The 16,549-nt window shown below is 73.3% G+C and carries 14 protein-coding genes; 8 read left to right on the forward strand and 6 right to left on the reverse strand.

Features of this window, described 5'->3' with window-relative positions:
- Positions 1 to 80: 80 nt before the first annotated feature.
- From ABZ780_RS26045 to rdgB, 3 genes are all read left to right on the forward strand, one after another.
- Positions 81 to 824 (forward strand): MBL fold metallo-hydrolase, encoded by a 744-nt coding sequence (locus tag ABZ780_RS26045; protein ID WP_357008393.1) that lies wholly within the window; start codon positions 81 to 83, stop codon positions 822 to 824.
- Between the two features lie 77 nt (positions 825 to 901).
- A complete protein-coding gene (gene rph, locus ABZ780_RS26050) occupies positions 902 to 1,627 on the forward strand; it encodes a ribonuclease PH (protein ID WP_357487772.1) in 726 nt (241 codons plus the stop codon).
- Positions 1,628 to 1,679: 52 nt separating this feature from the next.
- The gene (gene rdgB / locus ABZ780_RS26055; RefSeq protein WP_357008387.1) at positions 1,680 to 2,297 is read left to right on the forward strand and encodes an RdgB/HAM1 family non-canonical purine NTP pyrophosphatase; all 618 of its coding nucleotides are present in this window, start codon (positions 1,680 to 1,682) and stop codon (positions 2,295 to 2,297) included.
- A gap of 30 nt (positions 2,298 to 2,327) precedes the next feature.
- On the opposite strand, the gene hutH is transcribed toward rdgB, so the two are convergent.
- The 6 genes from hutH to ABZ780_RS26085 all read right to left on the reverse strand — a co-directional run bounded on the left by hutH (position 2,328) and on the right by ABZ780_RS26085 (position 10,342).
- Positions 2,328 to 3,866 (reverse strand): histidine ammonia-lyase, encoded by a 1,539-nt coding sequence (gene hutH, locus ABZ780_RS26060; protein WP_357487773.1) that lies wholly within the window; start codon positions 3,864 to 3,866, stop codon positions 2,328 to 2,330.
- Positions 3,863 to 5,047 carry an imidazolonepropionase gene (hutI, locus tag ABZ780_RS26065; RefSeq protein ID WP_357487774.1) on the reverse strand — a complete coding sequence of 395 codons (1,185 nt, stop codon included), beginning with the start codon at positions 5,045 to 5,047 and terminating at the stop codon, positions 3,863 to 3,865. The genes hutH and hutI overlap by 4 nt, the downstream gene beginning before the upstream one ends.
- On the reverse strand, positions 5,044 to 6,405 hold the full coding sequence (locus ABZ780_RS26070; protein WP_357487775.1) for a formimidoylglutamate deiminase: 1,362 nt from the start codon (positions 6,403 to 6,405) through the stop codon (positions 5,044 to 5,046). The genes hutI and ABZ780_RS26070 overlap by 4 nt, the downstream gene beginning before the upstream one ends.
- A 154-nt stretch (positions 6,406 to 6,559) precedes the next feature.
- Positions 6,560 to 7,762 carry an allantoate amidohydrolase gene (locus tag ABZ780_RS26075; RefSeq protein WP_357487776.1) on the reverse strand — a complete coding sequence of 401 codons (1,203 nt, stop codon included), beginning with the start codon at positions 7,760 to 7,762 and terminating at the stop codon, positions 6,560 to 6,562.
- A 53-nt stretch (positions 7,763 to 7,815) separates the two neighbouring features.
- A complete protein-coding gene (gene hutU, locus ABZ780_RS26080) occupies positions 7,816 to 9,474 on the reverse strand; it encodes a urocanate hydratase (RefSeq protein ID WP_357008374.1) in 1,659 nt (552 codons plus the stop codon).
- 16 nt (positions 9,475 to 9,490) lie between these two features.
- On the reverse strand, positions 9,491 to 10,342 hold the full coding sequence (locus ABZ780_RS26085) for a MurR/RpiR family transcriptional regulator (RefSeq protein ID WP_357487777.1): 852 nt from the start codon (positions 10,340 to 10,342) through the stop codon (positions 9,491 to 9,493).
- Positions 10,343 to 10,487: 145 nt separating this feature from the next.
- Between ABZ780_RS26085 and ABZ780_RS26090 the strand changes: the two genes are divergently transcribed.
- The 5 genes from ABZ780_RS26090 to ABZ780_RS26110 all read left to right on the forward strand — a co-directional run bounded on the left by ABZ780_RS26090 (position 10,488) and on the right by ABZ780_RS26110 (position 16,539).
- Positions 10,488 to 11,858, forward strand: coding sequence for a hypothetical protein (locus ABZ780_RS26090; RefSeq protein ID WP_357487778.1), 1,371 nt, complete (start codon positions 10,488 to 10,490; stop codon positions 11,856 to 11,858).
- Between the two features lie 14 nt (positions 11,859 to 11,872).
- Positions 11,873 to 13,012: a glycosyltransferase gene (locus ABZ780_RS26095; RefSeq protein WP_357487779.1), complete on the forward strand. Its 1,140-nt coding sequence runs from the start codon at positions 11,873 to 11,875 to the stop codon at positions 13,010 to 13,012.
- A 15-nt stretch (positions 13,013 to 13,027) separates the two neighbouring features.
- Positions 13,028 to 14,239, forward strand: coding sequence for a glycosyltransferase (locus ABZ780_RS26100; RefSeq protein ID WP_357487780.1), 1,212 nt, complete (start codon positions 13,028 to 13,030; stop codon positions 14,237 to 14,239).
- Between the two features lie 66 nt (positions 14,240 to 14,305).
- Positions 14,306 to 15,460, forward strand: a complete 1,155-nt coding sequence (locus ABZ780_RS26105; protein ID WP_357487781.1) for a glycosyltransferase — start codon at positions 14,306 to 14,308, stop codon at positions 15,458 to 15,460.
- Complete coding sequence (locus ABZ780_RS26110; protein ID WP_357487782.1) at positions 15,457 to 16,539, forward strand: glycosyltransferase; 1,083 nt, start codon at positions 15,457 to 15,459, stop codon at positions 16,537 to 16,539. Before ABZ780_RS26105 ends, ABZ780_RS26110 begins: the two co-directional genes overlap by 4 nt.
- Positions 16,540 to 16,549 lie beyond the last annotated feature (10 nt).

The following is a 16,549-nucleotide window of genomic DNA, read 5'->3' on the forward strand; positions in this document are numbered from 1 at the left end:
GTGGCGCACGCGTCGGTAGAGATCATCACCGAGGGTGCCGCTGCCACAGTTACTACTGACAGTGACAGCGAGAATACCCGATGCGACTGACCGTCCTGGGATGCGCCGGCAGCTTTCCCGGCCCCGAGTCCCCGTGCTCGGCGTACCTCGTCGAGGCCGACGGATTCCGACTCCTGGTCGACTTCGGTTCCGGGTCGCTGTCCAGCCTCCAGCGGTACGCGGGGCTGCACGCCCCCGACGCGATCCTGCTGACCCACCTGCACTGCGACCACATCCTCGACGCCGTGACGTACGTGGTGGTCCGCCGCTACGCCCCGGAGGGCCCCTATCCGGCCCTGCCGGTGTACGCGCCCGCTGGTGCTCCGGACCGGCTCAGCGCCGCGTACCACGACGACGGCACAGTGGAGGACGTCTACCAGTTCTACGCGCTGGAGCCGGGCACCTTTCCGATCGGCCCGTTCACGGTCACCGTCGACCAGGTCAACCATCCGGTCGAGACGTACGGGGTGCGGCTGGAGCACGGCGGCCGCTCGCTGTGCTACTCGTCGGACACCGCGCCCTGTGACGCGCTGCTGCGGCTGGCGCAGAACGTCGACGTGTTCCTCTGCGAGGCGAGCTTCCTCGACGGGGTGGACAATCCGCCGGATCTGCACCTGACCGGCCGGGAGGCCGGCGAGACGGCCACCAAGGCCATGGTGGGTCGGCTGCTGCTCACCCACCTGGTGGCGGCGTGGGGCAGCGAGGCGCACACGTTGGAGTCGGCCGCCGCCGCGTACACCGGGCCGCTCGAGGTGGTCCGGGCCGGCGCCAGCTACGACGTCTGACCTCCCGGGTGTACGGCGCGCGGACCGGTCGGGACACCCCGGGGAAGGTGGATCTCCGCACCGCATAGGGTGCAGGGATGGCGCGACCTGACGGGCGAGGGCCCTCTCAACTTCGACCGGTGACTCTGACCCGGAGCTGGAGCACCCATCCGGAGGGTTCGGTGCTCGTCGAGTTCGGCGGCACCCGGGTGCTCTGCACGGCGAGCGTCACCGAGGGGGTGCCCCGCTGGCGCAAGGGTTCCGGGCTCGGCTGGGTGACCGCCGAGTACGCGATGCTGCCCCGGGCCACCAACACCCGCTCCGACCGGGAGAGCATCAAGGGCCGCGTCGGCGGCCGGACGCACGAGATCTCCCGGCTGATCGGCCGGAGCCTGCGGGCCAGCATCGACCTGAAGGCGCTGGGCGAGAACTCGGTCGTCCTCGACTGCGACGTGCTCCAGGCCGACGGTGGCACCCGGACCGCGGCGATCACCGGCGCGTACGTGGCGCTGCACGACGCCGTGGGCTGGTTGGCCGCCCGCAAGGCGCTGGCCGGCAAGCCGGAGAAGGTGATGCACCGCTCGGTCGCCGCCGTCAGCGTGGGGATCATCGCCGGTGAGGCGCGGCTGGACCTCTGCTACGAGGAGGACGTCGCCGCCGAGGTGGACATGAACGTGGTCTGCACCGGCGCGGGCGACTTCGTCGAGGTGCAGGGCACCGGCGAGGCGGGCGTGTTCGCCCGCGACCAGCTCGACAGCCTGCTCGACCTGGCCGTCGCGGGCTGCAACGAATTGGCCGAAGCCCAGCGGAAGGCGCTCGCGTGAGCGCGAGGAGTGAGCTTGCGAGCCCCGCAGTCGCGAATGAAGGTGACTCAGCATGAACAAGGTTCTGCTTGCCACGCGTAACCGGAAGAAGCTGGTGGAGCTTCAGCGGATCCTGGACGGGGCGCTGGGCGCACACCGGATCGCCCTGCTCGGGCTCGACGACGTACCGGAATATCCGGAGCTGCCGGAGACCGGCCTGACCTTCGGTGAGAACGCGCTGATCAAGGCGCGGGAGGGCTGCCGGCGGACCGAACTGCCGACGATCGCCGACGACTCGGGGCTCGCCGTGGACGCGTTGAACGGGATGCCGGGCGTGTTCAGCGCCCGCTGGTCCGGCCAGCACGGCGACGATCGGGCCAACCTCCAGTTGGTGCTGGACCAGATCGCCGATGTGCCGGACGAGCAGCGGGCCGCCTCCTTCGTCTGCACGGTGGCGCTGGTGCTGCCCGGTGGCAAGGAGCACCTGGTCGACGGCCGGCAGTCCGGGCGGGTGTTGCGTGCGCCGCGCGGCGACGGTGGGTTCGGCTACGACCCGATCTTCCTGGGCGACGGGCAGGACCGGACCAACGCCGAGCTGACCCCGCAGGAGAAGGACGCGGTCAGCCACCGTGGCAAGGCGCTGCGCGAGCTGGCGAAGCTGGTGGCGAAGGTGCTGCCGCCCGCCGCCTGACCCGCGGCGGACGACAGCGACCCGCGCGGGTCAGCCCAGCGGGCCGACCCGCCGTTCGATGGCGGCGCGTAGCTGCGGGCCGGCCAGCACCGCGCGGGCGGCCTCCAGCACCGGGGCGAGGAACACGTCCGGGCCGGGCTCGCCGGCCGCCTCGCCGAGTGCGGCGACGGCGGCCTGGCCGGCCGGCGACGGCACCAGCGGCGCGCGTAGTTGCAGCCCGCGTACGCCGGCCAGCAACTCGACGGCGAGCAGGCTGGTGAGGTTGTCCAGCACGGTGCGCAGCTTCTTGGCCGCTGCCCAACCCATCGAGACGTGGTCCTCCTGCATGCCGCTGGTGGGCAGCGAGTCCACCGACGCGGGAGCGGCCAGGCGCCGGTTCTCGGCGACGATGCCGGCCGCTGTGTACTGGGCGATCATCAGACCGGAGTTCACGCCGGCGTCGGGGGAGAGGAATGCGGGCAGTTCCCGGGAGCGGGTGACGTCCAGCAGCCGGTCCACCCGCCGCTCGGCGATCGCGCCCACCTCGGCGGCGGCGATGGCGAGGAAGTCCGCGGCGAAGCCGAGCGGAGCGCCGTGGAAGTTGCCGGTCGACTCGACCCGGCCGTCCGGCAGCACCACCGGGTTGTCCACCACGGACACCAGCTCCCGGCCCGCCACCGTGCGGACGAAGTCCAGGGTGTCGCGGGCCGCGCCGGCCACCTGCGGCGCGCAGCGCATCGAGTACGCGTCCTGCACGGCGTGCGCCAGGTCGTCGCGGTGCGAGTCCATCACCCGGGAGTCCTGGAGCAGCCGGTGGATGTTCGCCGCCGACGCCGCCTGGCCCGGGTGCGGCCGGATGGCGTGCAGCTCGGGCAGGAACGGCCGTTCCGATCCGAGCATCGCCTCGATGGCGAGCGCGGCCGTCACGTCCGCCATGGCGAACAGGTGTGCCGCGTCGTGGATGGCCAGCAGCAGCATGCCGAGCATGCCGTCGGTGCCGTTGATCAGCGCCAGCCCTTCCTTGGCGGCCAGCTCGATCGGCTTGAGCCCGGCGGCGGTCAGCGCGTCGGCCGCGTCCTGCCGTTCGCCGGCCGGGCCGAGCACCCAACCCTCACCGAGCAGCACGAGCGCGCAGTGCGCCAGCGGTGCCAGATCACCGGAGGCGCCCAGCGAGCCGTGCTCCGGCACCCACGGGGTGATGTCGCGGTTGAGCAGGTCGACCAGCGCCTCGGCGACCAGCGGGCGGACCCCGGAGCGGCCCAGGGCCAGCGAGCGTACCCGCAGCAGCATCATGGCCCGGACCACCTCGCGCGGCATCGGGGCACCCACCCCGGCGGCGTGCGAGCGGATCAGCGCGTGTTGCAGCTCGGCCCGCCGCTCGGGGGCGATGAAGGTGTTGGCCAGCGCGCCGAAGCCGGTGGAGACGCCGTAGACGGGGCGGCCGGACGACTCGATGCCGTCCACGATGGCCCGGCTGGTCGCCATCGCGTCGACGGTGGCCGGGTCGAGGACGACCGTGGCGGTGCCGCGGGCCACGGCGAGCACGTCGTCGGCGGAGATTCCGGTGGGGTGGATGGTCACGGTCGTCATTGCGGCACTCCGTTGAGCAGGACCTGGCGGATCAGTGGAACACCGGGCCGGTAGGCCAGGTGCAGGTAGGACGGCGCGTCCAGGACGACCAGGTCGGCCCGGGCGCCGGGGGTGAGCACACCGATGTCGTCGCGGCGCAGCGCCCGCGCCCCACCGGCGGTCGCGGCCCAGACGGCCTCCGCCGGGGTCATGCCCATCTCGCGGACCGCGAGGGCCACGCAGAACGGCATCGACGAGGTGTACGACGTACCGGGGTTGCAGTCGGTGGCCAGGGCGACGGTGACACCGGCGTCGAGCAACCGGCGGGCGTCCGGGTAGGGCGAGCGGGTGGAGAACTCCGCGCCGGGCAGCAGGGTCGCCACGGTGGTGGTCCCCGACCCGTCGTCGCGGGCGGTGCCGGCCAGCGCGGCCATGTCGGCGTCGCTCAGGTGGGTGCAGTGGTCGACGCTCGCCGCACCCAACTCCACGCCGAGCTGCACGCCCGGGCCGGGGCCGAGCTGGTTGGCGTGCACCCGCACGCCCAGCCCGGCGGCCTGCCCGCAGGCCAGGATGGCGCGGGCGTGGTCGACGTCGAAGGCGCCCCGCTCGCAGAACACGTCGATCCACTTCGCGTGCGGTGCGGCGGCGGCCAGCATCGGCCCGCAGACCAGCCCGACATAGTCGTCTGGACGGTCGGCGTACTCGGCGGGCACCACGTGGGCACCGAGGAACGTGGTCTCGGTGCTGGTCTCGGCGGCGATCCGCAGCGAGCGGGCCTCGTCGGCGACGGTCAGCCCGTACCCACTCTTGATCTCCATGGTGGTGGTGCCCTGGCGCAGCGCCTCCCCGCGCAGCCGGCGCACGGTGGCGCGCAACTCGTCGTCGCTGGCGGCCCGGGTCGCGCCGACCGTGGTCCGGATGCCGCCGCCGGTGTAGCGCTCGCCGGCCATCCGCGCGGCGAACTCGGCGGCCCGGTCACCGGCGAAGACCAGATGCGCGTGGCTGTCCACGAAGCCGGGCAGCACGGCGGCCCCACCGGCGTCGACCCGCCGGTCGGCGGCCGGCGCGTACGCGGCCGGCCCGACCCAGGCCACCCGACCCTCCTCGATCAGCACGGCCGCCTTACGGCGGATGCCCAGCGGGCCCTCACCGGTGCCGTTGGTGACCAGCTCCCCGATGGTGTCGACCAGCAGGCTGCTCACGCGGGGGTCACCGCCTCGATCGACGCCGCCAGCTCGGTCGGTACGTCCACGGTCAGGTGCCGGCCGTCGGCCACCACCACCCGGCCGTCCACGAGCACCTGGTCGACGTCCGCCGCCGACGCCGCGAAGAACGCGCCCACCGGCGGCACCCCGGCGGTGCGGGCGCTGTCGAGTCGTACCGTGACCAGGTCGGCGCGGGCGCCGACGGCGATCCGCCCGGCGTCGGCCCAGCCCAGCGCGGCGTGGCCGGTGGCGGTCGCCGCCGTCAGCAGCTCGGCCGGGGTGAAGTGGCCCCGACGGCGTGTGCGCAGCCGTTCGTCCAGCTCCACCGCGCGGGCCTCCTCGAACAGGTCGATCACCGCGTGACTGTCGCTGCCCAGGCTCAGCCGGATCCCCGCGTCGGCCATCCGCCGGGCCGGGCCGATCCCGTCGGCGAGGTCCCGCTCGGTGGTCGGGCAGAGGCACACCCCGGTCCGGCTGTCGGCGAGCAGCGTCAGGTCACCGCTGGTCGGGTGGGTGGTGTGCACGGCGGTGGTGTCCGGCCCGAGCACGCCGTGCTCGGCGAGCAGCGCGGTGGGCGTGCGCCCGTGCACGGCCCGGCACTCGTCGTTCTCGGCGGGCTGCTCGGAGAGGTGCACGTGCAGTGGCGCCTGCCGGCCCCGCGCCCAGTCGGCGACAGTGCGGAGCTGGTCGGCGGGGACCGCCCGCACCGAGTGCACGGCCGCGCCGAGGCGGGCGTGGGAGTCCGTCAGCGGGAACGCCGAGGTCCGTTCGGCCCACCGGGACGCGTCACCGTCGCCGAAGCGCCGCTGTGGCCCGGTGAGAGCCCTGCCGTCCACTCCGGCGGTCAGATAACAGGTGTCCAGCAGGGTGAGCCGGATTCCGGCGTGCGCGGCCGCCTCGACCAGTGCCGCGCCCATCGCGTTCGGGTCGTCGTAGGCGCCGCCGTCGGGCCGATGGTGCAGGTAGTGGAACTCGCCCACGCAGGTGACCCCGGCCAGGGCCATCTCTGCGTAGACCGCGCGGGCCAGCGCCAGGTAGGTGTCCGGGTCCAGCCGGTCAGCGATGGCGTACATCCGGTCGCGCCAGCTCCAGAAGTCGCCCCGGCCGCCGTGGGTGCGCCCGCGCAGCGCCCGGTGGAAGGCGTGCGAGTGCACATTGGACAGGCCGGGCAGGGTGAGCCCGGGCAGCTGGGTGGCGTCCCGCAGCACGTCGACCCCGGCGGCCGGACCCGCGGCCCCGACGAGCGGCGTGAGGGCGGTGATCCGGCCGTCCTCGATCTCGATCAGCACGTCGGGGGTGGGTTCGGCGTGCTCGGGCAGCCAGGCGTACTCGGCGAGCCAGCGGGTGGCGGTCATACTGCTCGCCTCCTTTGGAGCTGAATCGTTTGCGACATCAGCGGCTGGGCCGATGCCGGGGCCTGGGACGATCCGGCTGATTCGTTTGCGACATCAGCTCCAAAGGACGGCCGGAGATACCGAACCCCGCCCCGCCGCGGACCCTCCACGTCGTTCACCGGCATGTCAGCTCCTCCAGCACGCGGGCCAGCGCACGCACCCCGGCGGCGCAGTCGTCGTCGGTGGCCGCCTCGGCGGGGGAGTGCGACACCCCGGTCGGGTTGCGCACGAAGAGCATCGCGGTGGGCAGGTGCGCGGCGAGCACCCCGGCGTCGTGCCCCGCGCCGGTGGGCAGCACCGGCGCGTCGAGCAGCGTCGCCAGCCGGCCCGCCAACCCGCCGTCGAAGGAGACCAGCGGGGTAGCCGACTCCTCGGTGACGGTCGCCTCCGTACCGTCGCGGCGGGCTCGCTCGGCGAGCTTGCCCCGCACCGCCTCGACCAGGTCGGCGAGGGTCTGCGGGTCGGCGGCGCGGGCGTCCAGCCAGCCGGTCACCTTCGACGGGATGGCGTTTGTGGCGTTCGGTTCGACTGCCACCCGGCCGACCGTGGCGTGCGCGCCGCGCAGCCGGGCCTCCTTGTTGGCCGCCAGCACCGTGAACGCGTAGGTGAGCATCGGGTCGCGGCGGTCGGCCATCCGGGTCGTACCCGCGTGGTTGCCCTCGCCTGTCACCTCGAAACGCCAGCGGCCGTGCGGCCAGATCGCGCTGGCCACCGCGACCGGCGCGTCCGTCTCGACCAGCGCGCGGCCCTGCTCGACGTGCAGCTCCACGAACGCGCCGAACCGGCCCAGCAACTCCGGGCGGGCGCCCGCCGGCCGGTCGCCGAGCGCCTCGGCGAAGCTCACCCCGGCCGCGTCGCGCAGCCCGGCCGCGCGATCCGCCGGCAGCGCCCCGGTGAGCAGACGCGACCCCAGACACGGTACGCCGAAGCGCGCCCCCTCCTCCTCGACGAACGCGGCCAGCACCAGCGGCCGGACCGGGGTGACACCAGCGGCGCGCAGCTCGTCCACGGCGAGGAACGCGCTGACGATGCCGAGCGGCCCGTCGTACGCCCCGCCGTGCGGCACCGAGTCGAAGTGGCTGCCGGTGAGCACCGCGTCGCCGGCCTCCGGGTCACCCCAGTGCGCGAAGAGGTTGCCGTTGCCGTCCTCGGTGACCGGCATCGCGCGGCGCTGTGCCTGCGACCGGAACCAGACCCGCAGCTCGACCTCGGGTTCGGTAAGCGCGTAGCGCAGGTAGCCGCCGCTGTCGGCGTCCCGCCCGACCGGCGCGATCTCGTCCCACAGCGCCCGGAAGCGGGCGGACAGGTCGTCGCTCACGGCACCTCTTTTGTTCGCGACTGCGGGGCTCCGCTGCGCTGCACTCCTCGCGCTCACGCGGGGTCGCCCTCGGTCATGGGGACGCGGAGGCCGGTGCGGTCGGCGACGTCGTGGGCGATGTCGTAGCCGGCGTCGACGTGCCGGATGACGCCCATCGCCGGGTCGTTGGTGAGCACCCGTTCGATCTTCTGCCCGGCCAGGGCCGTACCGTCGGCGACGCAGACCTGACCGGCGTGGATCGACCGGCCGATGCCCACGCCGCCGCCGTGGTGGATGGACACCCAGGAAGCGCCGCTGGCCGTGTTGACCAGGGCGTTGAGCAGCGGCCAGTCGGCGATCGCGTCGGAGCCGTCGGCCATCGCCTCGGTCTCCCGGTACGGGCTGGCCACGCTGCCCGCGTCCAGGTGGTCCCGACCGATGACGAGCGGGGCGGAGAGTTCGCCGGAGGCGACCATCTCGTTGAACCGCACGCCCGCCTTGTCCCGTTCGCCGTAACCGAGCCAGCAGATTCGCGCGGGCAGGCCCTGGAAGGCGACCCGCTCGCCGGCCAGCCGGATCCACCGGGCCAGCGACTCGTTCTCCGGGAACAACTCCAGCATGGCCCGATCGGTGGCGGCGATGTCGGCCGGATCGCCGGAGAGCGCCGCCCACCGGAACGGGCCCTTGCCCTCGGAGAACAACGGCCGGATGTACGCCGGCACGAAGCCGGGGAAGTCGAAGGCACGCTGGTAGCCGGCGAGCTGCGCCTCGCCCCGGATCGAGTTGCCGTAGTCGAAGACCTCGGCGCCGGCGTCGAGGAAACCGACCATCGCCGCCACGTGCCGTGCCATCGACGCCCGCGCCCGGTCGGTGAACTCGGCCGGCTTCGCCGCCGCGTACTCCCGGGCGTCGGCCAACTCCACCCCCACCGGCAGGTACGACAGCGGGTCGTGGGCGCTGGTCTGGTCGGTCACGATGTCGATCTCGACGCCCCGCACCAGGAGTTCGGGGAAGACCACCGCCGCGTTGCCGACCACACCGACGCTCAGCGCGCGCCGGTCCCGCTTGGCGGCCAGCACCCGCCGTACGGCGTCGTCCAGGGAGTCGGCCACCTCGTCCAGGTAGCGGTCGTGCACGCGGCGGTCGAGCCGGGTGCGGTCCACGTCCACGATCAGGCACACGCCGCCGTTCATGGTGACCGCGAGCGGCTGCGCTCCGCCCATTCCGCCGCAGCCGGCAGTGAGCGTCAGGGTGCCCGCGAGGGTGTCGTTGAACCGTTTGGCGGCCACGGCGGCGAACGTCTCGTAGGTGCCCTGGAGGATGCCCTGGGTGCCGATGTAGATCCACGAGCCGGCGGTCATCTGCCCGTACATGGTGAGGCCGAGCTGTTCGAGTCGGCGGAACTCCGGCCAGGTCGCCCAGTCGCCGACCAGGTTGGAGTTGGCCAGCAGCACCCGGGGCGCCCACTCGTGGGTGCGCAGCACGCCGACCGGCCGGCCCGACTGGACCAGCATCGTCTCGTCCTCGCGCAGGTCGGTGAGCGTACGGACCAGCGCGTGGTAGGACGGCCAGTCCCGCGCCGCCTTGCCGGTGCCGCCGTACACCACCAGGTCGTCGGGGCGTTCGGCCACCTCGGGGTCGAGGTTGTTCATCAGCATCCGCAGGGCGGCCTCCTGCTGCCACCCACGGGCGGTCAGCTGGCTGCCCCGTGCGGCACGGATCGGCTGGGTCATCTCTGGTCTCCTCCGGTCATCCGAGGAACAACTGGCGGCGGGCCGCCGAGGCTTCGAACGCTTCGAGTCGGCGTTGCGTGTCGGCCGGCGCGGCGTCGCAGATCGCCTGCAACACCACCATGGCCAGGGTCATCGGTGCGGTGTGCAGGTCGAAGACGAGCTGGGCGCCGACGGCGGCGGGCAGCACCACGTCGGCGTGCTCGGTGGCCGGACTGACCGGCGAGTCGGTGATCGCGACGACGGTCAGACCGGCGGCGCGGGCGTCGCGCAGCGCGTCCAGGGTCTCGCGGGGGTAGCGGGGCAGCACGAACGCCAACATGGCCGACGCGCCGGCCTCGGCGGCCTGTTCGAGGCGGTCGGTCAGCAGGCTGCCGCCGTCGTCGAGCACCCGCACGTCCGGGTGCACCTTGGCGGCGAAGAAGGCGAAGTACGCGGCCAGCGGGGCGGCGGCGCGCAGGCCGAGCACCGGCAGTGGGCGGCTGGCCGCGAGCAGTCGGCCCGTCTCGGCGATCCGGTCCCGGTCGGCGAGTTGACCGGCCAGCCGGTCCAGGTTGCCCATCTCGGCGCGTACCGCCTGCTGGAGTTCGTTGCCCGCGTCCGCCGGACCACCGGGTGTGGCGGTGGTGAGGTCGCGCAACCGGCGGCGCAGCGCCGGGTAACCGTCGTGGCCGAGCGCGACGGCGAACCGGGTGACCGACGGCTGGCTGACCCCGGCCAGCTCGGCCACCTCGGCCGCCGACAGGTACGCCACGGTCGGGGCGTGCTGCACGAGACAGTGCGCGATCCGGCGCTGGGTCGGGGTGAGCCGCACCCCGTCGAACAGGTCCAGCACCTGCTTCACCGACGCCTCGGCAGTACCTTCATTCACGACACGACTCTATGCATGAAAACTTTCAGAGGGCAAGAGCGGGCCGGACCACCTGCTTCACCGAGCTGTCGCACCGCTGACCGGCGGGGCGCTGCGATGGCGGCACATCTGTAGGATCCGCACGGCGGTTGAGCGGAGGAGTGGCATGCAGCCGGAGAGCCCGTACAGGTACACCCACATGTTGGGCGCGTGCCAGGTCGGCAAGGCCTGGGCCGCAGTCGACGGGCAGGGCCAGTTCGCCACCGTGGCCGTGCTGGACGGGGTCGCCGCGTCCGACGAGCGCTGGCGGGTGGCCTTCGGCAACGCCGCCAACGCACTGGCGCAGGCCGCCGGCGGTCACCGCTACGCGCACGCCGACCTGACCGCCGCGCACCCGTGGGTGGCGTACCGGGCCGAGGAGGGGCACGCGCCGCAGCGCCTCTTCCAGAGCCTCGGCATGGACTACCAACCGGTGCCCGACCTGCCGGTCTCCGCCCCGCCCGTGTCGGCCCCACCCACGTCGGCTCCGCCCACCTCCGCGCCGCCCGCCTCGGCCTCGCCGGTGTCCGGTGTGCCGCGGCAGGCCAGCGGGCCGCCGGTCTCCGGTGCGCCCGAGTTGGTGGCGCACATGCCGCAACTCCCCTGGGCGGTGCACACCAACCCGGTCTCCGGTCAGCCGGTGTCCGCGTCCCCGCAGCCGGTCTCGGGCGCGCCGACGTCACCCTCCACTCCGGACCTGTTCACGGGCGTACCCACCGATGCCTCGGGGTCGCCGATCGCGCAGACCCGCCCGGTGGTGCCGCCGGCCGACCCGTTCGTCGCACCCGTGCGCCGCATCAAGCCCTCCGAGCCTCGCCCACGGCGTACCGGCCTCTGGGTGGGTGCCGGCGCGCTGGTCCTGGTGGTGCTCGCCGCGGCGGGTGGCCTGGTGATCTGGGGCGGATCGGACGACCCCGTGACACCGCAGACCGCGCCCACCACCAGCATCCTGTCGCCAGCGATCCCGACGACACCGCCGCAGTCGCCCGGCATCGAGCCGCCCAAGCCGGGAGCGTGGCCGACGCAGTGGCCACGGTTCACCGAGCGGGACACCGTACGCACGCTCACCGACCTCGACGGCCTGGGCTTCCCGGTGAAGATGCCCACGAACTGGCAGTGCACGCTCGCCGCCCGGGCGGAGGGGATCGTCAAGTACGAGTGCGGCATCACCGCCTCGGGCAACCAGGCGCTCGGCGGCGAGGTGATCGTGCGCGAGTGCCCCCAGCCGTGCACCGACCAGTGGCAGAACGCCATGCGCTCGGTCGAGGAGGCGTGGGGCGCGCAGTGGATCCGCAGCGGCCTGTACGCGAGCTACGCCGAGCAGATCATCGAGGTCGACGGTGCGCAGCGGCACGGCCTGGTCGTCGTCGCCTACTTCCGCAGTGGACAGGACGGCGCCGTCAACCGGCAGCTGGTGATCCGGATGACCTCGCCCGTGCCCGAGGCGTACCAGCTGCGGCGGTTCGCCAGCTACCTCCGCGACGTGGTCGTCTTTTGAGCGGGTTGAGCGGGTTGAGCGGTGAATCGACGGAGACGGCGTCGTCCACACCGGACGTCGACCTGCGGCCTCTCGCTGACCGCTCCGTCGCGCTGATCCACGAGTGGTTCGGTGCCACCGGTGGCTCCGAGCAGGTGTTCCTCAAGATGGCCGAGATCGTGCCGCACGCCGACCGTTTCGTCCTCTGGAAGGACCACGACGCGACGGTCGACCAGGAGATCTACGAATCCTGGCTGGCGAAGACCCCGCTGCGGCACAGCAAGGCCCTCGCGCTGCCGCTCATGCCACTCACCTGGCGAACGTTGACCCGCAAGAAGTACGACGTCGTTCTCTCGTCCAGCCACGCCTTCGCGCACACCGCGAAGATCGGCGATCCGGACCACACCCGCCACCTGAGCTACGTGCACTCGCCCGCGCGCTACGTCTGGAGCCCCGACCTGGACCAGCGGGGCGCCAGCGCCGCGCTCGCGCCGGTGCGTGCGGTCCTCCAGGCCGGCGACAAGCGGCTGAGCCGACATGTGCACGGCTACGCGGCGAACTCGCTGGAGGTGCGGGCCCGCATCCGCCGCTACTGGGGTCGTGACGCCAGGGTGATCAACCCGCCGGTGGAGGTGGACTACTTCGCCGCGGCCCCACCGGCGGTCCGCGACCAGGAACGCCGCTACCTGCTCGGCGTCGGCCGCTGGATTCCGTACAAGAACTTCGACCTGATGATCGAGATCGCCGCGGCGGCCCGGCTGCCGCTGGTGCTCGCCGGCAGCGGCCCGGAGGAGGAGAACCTGCGCCGGCTCGCCGCCCGCGTCGACGTGCCTGTCGAGTTCGAGGTCAGACCGACCACCGAGCGGCTCCGCGAGCTGTACTGGGGTGCGTCCGCGTTGCTGTACCCGGCGCTGGAGGACTTCGGCATGATCCCGGTGGAGGCACAGGCGTGTGGCACACCGGTGGTGGGCTGGGCACGTGGCGGGCTGCTCGAGACGGTGGTGACCGGCGAGACCGGCTTCCTCCTCGACTCCACCGACCCGAGCGCGTACGTGGACCCGATCCGTCGGGCGTCACAGCTGTCCGCGCAGGCGGCGGTGACCAACGCCCAACGGTTCACACCGCAGGCATTCCAGGCGAACATGGCTCGGTGGCTGGCCGAGCAGGGACGGTGAGCGAGGGATGACGTCATGGTGACGATGCCCGTGCCGGAGCACGCGCGAGCGGGCGGGGCATCCGTGGCCAACGTGCTGATGTTGGGCACCGCCGAGTGGGACTCTCCGATCGCGACGAACCAGCACTACGTGGCGCGGGAGCTCGCCCAGACGGCGAACGTGACGTTCGTCGAGTCGCTGGGTCTGCGCCGACCCACGCTCCGGCGCGACGACGTCGTCCGGATGGCGTCCCGGGTCCGTCGGGCCGTGGGTGACCGGCAGACCGCGGCGCAGCGGCCCCGGCCGGCGGGGGCGCGGATCGTGTCGCCGCTCGTGCTGCCGGTGCACCGTACGCCCACCTACCCGGTTAACCGTGCCCTGCTCCGGCGCGCCACCGGCGACTGGCTCAACAGCGCACGCCCACGGGTGCTCTGGACGTTCACACCCGTCACCTACGGCCTGGAACAATCCGCGGACCTCGTCATCTACCACTGCGTCGACCTGCTGGCGACCTTTCCCGGCGTGGACGCCGTCGCGGTGGGCCGCGGTGAACGGTCACTGTCGTCGCGCACCGCCGTCGCCATCGCCACCAGCACGGCGGTGCGGGACCACCTCGCCGCCACCGGCTTCCCCCGCGTCGAACTCCTGCCCAACGTCGCGGACGTGTCGGTCTTCACGGCGGCGAGCAGGCCGGCAGGGGAGCGCCGTCCCAACGTCCTCTTCTCCGGCAACCTCACCCCGCACAAACTCGACCTGCCGCTGCTCGAATCGATCGCCCGCGCCGTACGCGGCCGCGGCGAGTTGCTTCTGGCGGGTCCGCTCGCCGCCGGCGGGGGCAGTTTCGACGCGCAGTTGCGGCAGTTGGAGGACCTCGGCGCCCGCCACCTCGGCGTCCTCACCCCCGACCAACTCGCCGAGGCGGCCGGCACCTGCGCCGTGGGGGTCATCCCGTACGCGATAAACGACTACACCCGTGGGGTCAGCCCGCTCAAGTGCTTCGAGTACCTGTCGTCCGGGCTGGCCGTGCTGAGCAGCCCTCTGCCGGCGGTCGCCGAGCTCGCGCGCACCAACCCGCACGTGACCGTGGCGGAGGCGGACGACCTGCCCGCCCACCTGCCCGACCTGCTGCAACCGGTCGACGACGCGGTCGTACGCGCCCGGATGGCGAGCGCGGCGGAGCACGGCTGGGAGGGGCGCGGGGCGCTGCTGCGCGACCTGTTGGTGACCGAGTTGGCCGACGGGCGGTAACGGGGCCATGACAATCGCCGATCGTGAGCCACACCGGGGTTCCGCCTGCCGCCGGGCGGTCGCGGCGTGACACGCGTGCTGGTCGTCACCGTCGAACCGCCCTGGCCGGCGCAACACGGTGGCCGGATCCGGACCGCCCGGGTCGCCGAGGCGCTGGGGCGTGACGCCGAGGTGCTGGTCGCCTTCCCCGATCACGGCGATCGACAGCCGGATGCCCCGGTGGCGACCCGTGCGCTGCCCTGGTCGCCGCCGTCGGCCATGCGTACCAGGGCATCGGGCCGACCCCACCTGGGCGGGCATTACATGGTGCCGGTCGCCGACTCCCTCACGGCGCTGTGCGACGAGTTCCGGCCCGACGCCGTGTACTGGTCGCACTCCTACCTGGCCGCCTGGGCGCCCCCCATGTCACGACAGGTGCCGCAGGTCGTCGAGTTCGCCAACATCGAGAGCCGACGCCTCGCGACGTTGGTGACGTCGGCCCACGGGTGGCAGCGAATGGCCCGCCGCGCCGAGGCCGCCAAGGCCGCCCTCTGGGAACCCCGGGTGGCCGCCCGCGCGGCCCTCTGCGTCGCGCTCTCCGAGCCGGATCGGGACGTGCTGCGCGGATGGGCCAGCGACGTCGTCATCGCGCCGAACGGCGTGGACATCTGGCCGTACCAGCCCTCGCCATCCGACGGGTACGTTCTCGCGCTGGCGTCCTACGACTACGAACCCAACGTGGGGGCGCTGCGCGCGTTCGTGCGCGACACCTGGCCACTCGTGCGCGCGGACATTCCCTCGGCCCGCCTGACGGTGGCGGGCCGCCGGAGCGAGACCCTGGCACCGGAGTTCGCCGACGTACCCGGGGTGACGGTCCTCGGCACGCTCGACGACGTGGCCGCCGCCTACGCCGGTGCCGCGCTGACCGTCGCTCCCGCCACCACCGGTGGAGGCGCGCAGCTCAAGCTGACCGAGTCGATGTCGAGGGGGCGTTGCGTCGTCATGAGCTCGTTCGCGGCGCGGGGCCTCCCGGCCGCCGTACGCGACGCCGACGCCCACCGGGTGGCCGACGACCCGCGCTCCTTCGCCGCGGCGGTCGTCGACACTGTGCGGGGTCCGTCCGAGCGGCACGCGCGGGAGTTGGCAGGCTGGCAGCGGTGCGCGGCGCTCGGCTGGCCCGAGGCGGTCCGCGAGCTGGTCGACGCCACCTCGGCGCTCGCCGGCCGGACGGCGGCATCGTGATCCGCCGCGTCCACATGATCGAGTCCGGTGGTCGGGGTGGCGTCTTCAACCACGCCGTCGAGGTCGCCGCCGGCCTGCGGGAGCTCGGCGTCGACGTGGTCGTGCACACCGCCGACGACTGCGACGCCGCACCGCCCTCGGTGCGCCTCTGTCGATGCGTCACCTGGCACCGCGCCTCGACCAACCGCCGCGTCCGACAGGCCCGCACGTCGTCGCGCTACCTGCTTCGTACGCTGCCGCACCTGCACCGGGTGATCGGTCCACAGGACGTCGTGCACATCCAGGGCCTGTTCGCGCTCACGCCGGAACTCATCTCGATTGCCCGCCTGCGCCACGCGACAGTCGTCGCCAGCCCGCACAACACCTTCGTCCGGTCGAACGCCCCGGGTGGCGGCCGGGCGCTACGGAGCGCCCTTCGCGACGCCGACCGGGTGTTGGTCTACTCGGACGCCGACCGGCGCGACCTCCACGACCGGGGGGTGGCGAACGTCGACCGGGTGCCCCTGGCCCAGTGGGCCCCGCCCGCGCAACCGGAACTGGTCGAACGGTGGCGCACCGCGCTGAGTCCGGCCGGCGCCCGGCTCGCCCTGCTGCCGGGTCAGGTCCGGGCAGACAAGAATCCCGAGCTGTTCGTCCGCGCCGTCGCGCAGTTGCCCGGCTGGCGGGGCGCCGTGGTCGGTGAGGACCTCGGGCCGGGGCAGCAGGTAGACAGCCTGATCGAGCAGACTGGGGCGGCCGTGACGACCGCGTACCGCTACCTGGGCGTGGACGAGTTCACGGCACTGGTCGCGGCCGCCGATGTCGTCGTCGCGCCGTACGCCGTCGCCAGCCAGTCCGGCGTTCTCGCCGTCGCGGCCCGGCTGGGCGTGCCGACCGCGGTGGCGCCCTGCGGTGGTCTGGGTGAACTCGCCACCGTCGTCGCCCGGGACACCAGCGTCGAGGCTGTCCGGGACGCCATCGCGCTTGCGGGCGAACGCGGCGCGACGCCGGTCGACACGGCGGACGCGGCCGGGCAGTTCCTTGCCGCGTACACCACTGCCGCGCAGAGCCGGACCACCGGCCGGGCCGGCGTCCGCTGAGGAAGGACCG

The sequence above is a fragment of the Micromonospora sp. NPDC047467 genome (genome assembly GCF_040643095.1).
Lineage (GTDB): Bacteria > Actinomycetota > Actinomycetes > Mycobacteriales > Micromonosporaceae > Micromonospora.

Excerpts from the sequence above, each read along its gene's own strand:
- ABZ780_RS26045 (WP_357008393.1), top strand. The coding sequence starts at position 81 with ATGCGACTGACCGTCCTGGGATGCGCCGGCAGCTTTCCCGGCCCCGAG.
- rph (WP_357487772.1), top strand. The coding sequence starts at position 902 with ATGGCGCGACCTGACGGGCGAGGGCCCTCTCAACTTCGACCGGTGACT.
- rdgB (WP_357008387.1), top strand. The coding sequence starts at position 1,680 with ATGAACAAGGTTCTGCTTGCCACGCGTAACCGGAAGAAGCTGGTGGAG.
- hutH (WP_357487773.1), bottom strand. The coding sequence starts at position 3,866 with ATGACGACCGTGACCATCCACCCCACCGGAATCTCCGCCGACGACGTG.
- ABZ780_RS26070 (WP_357487775.1), bottom strand. The coding sequence starts at position 6,405 with ATGACCGCCACCCGCTGGCTCGCCGAGTACGCCTGGCTGCCCGAGCAC.
- hutU (WP_357008374.1), bottom strand. The coding sequence starts at position 9,474 with ATGACCCAGCCGATCCGTGCCGCACGGGGCAGCCAGCTGACCGCCCGT.
- ABZ780_RS26090 (WP_357487778.1), top strand. The coding sequence starts at position 10,488 with ATGCAGCCGGAGAGCCCGTACAGGTACACCCACATGTTGGGCGCGTGC.
- ABZ780_RS26100 (WP_357487780.1), top strand. The coding sequence starts at position 13,028 with ATGGTGACGATGCCCGTGCCGGAGCACGCGCGAGCGGGCGGGGCATCC.